Raw genomic sequence first — 1,991 nt, 5'->3', positions numbered from 1 at the left:
TGTTCTAGAAGCTAAAACCCTTATAACTACGTCCAAGGTCAGGCCAAACTAGTATGTATCTTTTTGTAACATATCGGCTGAAAGTATTACCCAATAAGGATTTTAGCTTGCATGTCACCCCCTCAGATAATTCTTAATAAACCCTGCCTAGTTCTGTTTATTAAAAAAAAGGCTGTTACTAACAGACATCCAGGGATAGGTTGTCGTAGCTGAAGCCAACTTTGACCGTTGCGTTGGAATTACTCCAGCAAAAACCAACATCCCAATTCAAATGCGATTGGCCTATGGCCACGCTACGCGAACGCATAAGCGCGGAAGCTGAGGCCATAGGCCACGCTTTGCGATCGCATAAGCGCGGAAGCTGAGGCCATAGGCCAATCGCATTTGGCTGCCCGTAGCGCATCGCTAAGCAAAACTTTTCCCCAGATTTATTTTAAGCGAACAACTGACAGCTGTCAGCATTCAGCTGTTCGCGTAGCGTGCGCGTAGCGCATATGCTTACGTTTTACTCAAACAGCCCTGCTCCCTACTCCTTACTCCCTACTCCCTACTCCCTACTCCCTGCTCCCTGCTCCCTAAAAAATGTACCTCACCCAATTTAAAACTGCTATAACTAATAACTAATAACTTGATTACAAACCCATTAGGAAACAGTAGAAAAGTTATGAGTGCTCCCACTAGTAACAGACAGAGAACTCTTCCAGTCCTAGAAAATGGAGACCTGCTCTCTCGTGGAGAATTTGAGCGGCGTTATCAAGCCATGCCCCATCTCAAAAAAGCAGAACTAATTGAAGGAATTGTTTATATGGGATCCTCCTTACGGTTTGAACCCCAAGCTGAGCCCCATGCTAATTTACTAGTGTGGTTGGGCAATTATAAGATTGCGACTCCTGGTGTAAGATTAGGTGATAACCCTACAGTGCGGCTGGATCTGGATAATGAACCCCAACCTGATGTGGTTTTACTGATTGATAGCAATTGTGGTGGCCAAAGTCGCCTGGACGATGATGGTTATATTGAGGGCGCACCAGAACTAGTGGCAGAAATTGCAGCAAGTACTGCTTCCATTGACCTCCGGGATAAAAAACGAGTTTATCGTCGCAATGGAGTAAAAGAATATCTGGTTTGGCAGGTAATTGACCAGCGTTTTGATTGGTTTTCTTGGCAAGACGGAGACTATGTTTCTCTTGTAGCTGATCAAGAAGGAATTATCCGCAGCCAAGTTTTTCCGGGATTATGGTTAGCCGTTTCGGCACTTTTGGCGGAAGATATGGTGAAGGTGATGACAACCTTGCAAGCTGGGTTGGCCAGTAAGGAACATCAAGAGTTTTGTAAGCATTCAGCCGTCAGTCGTCAGCCGTCAGCCAAAGGCTCACGCTACGCGCATAAGCTGATTTTATTCCAAAGCTGATAGCTGATAACTGATAGCTGAATGCTTACGTTTTTATTAATTATTGTGCTTCTTTAGTACTTAAACTGTTGTGCATTTAACTTAAAAATTATTCAGTTATAAAAAAAACGTCAACCCCTCTCCCCCTACTCCCTACTCCCTACTCCCTTGCTGTCAAAACCATTAAATTTAACACAACTCGCGGAATTCCCCAACCCTGCGACGGGTGGGGATGGATAGCGAGACGACAAATTACAATAATTTGTGTTATAATAAAGTTGGTTGCTGACCCGCCTGACTGACTAAAAGGCTACCTTACAAATGGTCTGATATCCTATCAGTTTTCAGACCATTAGGTCTACAAAGTACTAGCTCCAGCTCAGGGTCAGAAGTTACCGCAAGAATAAGGCAGCCTTTATGGTTGGTCGGCTATGGGTAAAAGGGTTAAAACTTTATGATTAAGGCTGCCTTATTCTAAGGTTTCGTCTCCGGGAAGAGACTTGCCCCGGCTGGTTGACCATAGAGTCGTAATTCCAAGGTGAGTCTGTCGAAAAAAAAAACTATACGTCGATAGAAGGCGGATGTCTGCCTGTGGACGCTG

At 44.5% G+C, this 1,991-nt stretch carries 2 protein-coding genes; both read left to right on the top strand.

Annotation, left to right across the window (positions count from 1 at the left end; all coding sequences use genetic code 11):
* Positions 1 to 221: 221 nt before the first annotated feature.
* Positions 222 to 365, top strand: a complete 144-nt coding sequence (locus F6K49_RS44185) for a hypothetical protein (protein WP_293108245.1) — start codon at positions 222 to 224, stop codon at positions 363 to 365.
* A gap of 299 nt (positions 366 to 664) precedes the next feature.
* On the top strand, positions 665 to 1,411 hold the full coding sequence (locus F6K49_RS44180) for a Uma2 family endonuclease (RefSeq protein ID WP_293108242.1): 747 nt from the start codon (positions 665 to 667) through the stop codon (positions 1,409 to 1,411).
* Positions 1,412 to 1,991: the final 580 nt, after the last annotated feature.

The sequence above is a fragment of the Moorena sp. SIO3I6 genome, assembly GCF_010672095.1.
This window is presented reverse-complemented; position numbering and strand designations above follow the sequence as displayed.

Excerpts from the sequence above, each read along its gene's own strand:
- F6K49_RS44180 (WP_293108242.1), top strand. The coding sequence starts at position 665 with ATGAGTGCTCCCACTAGTAACAGACAGAGAACTCTTCCAGTCCTAGAA.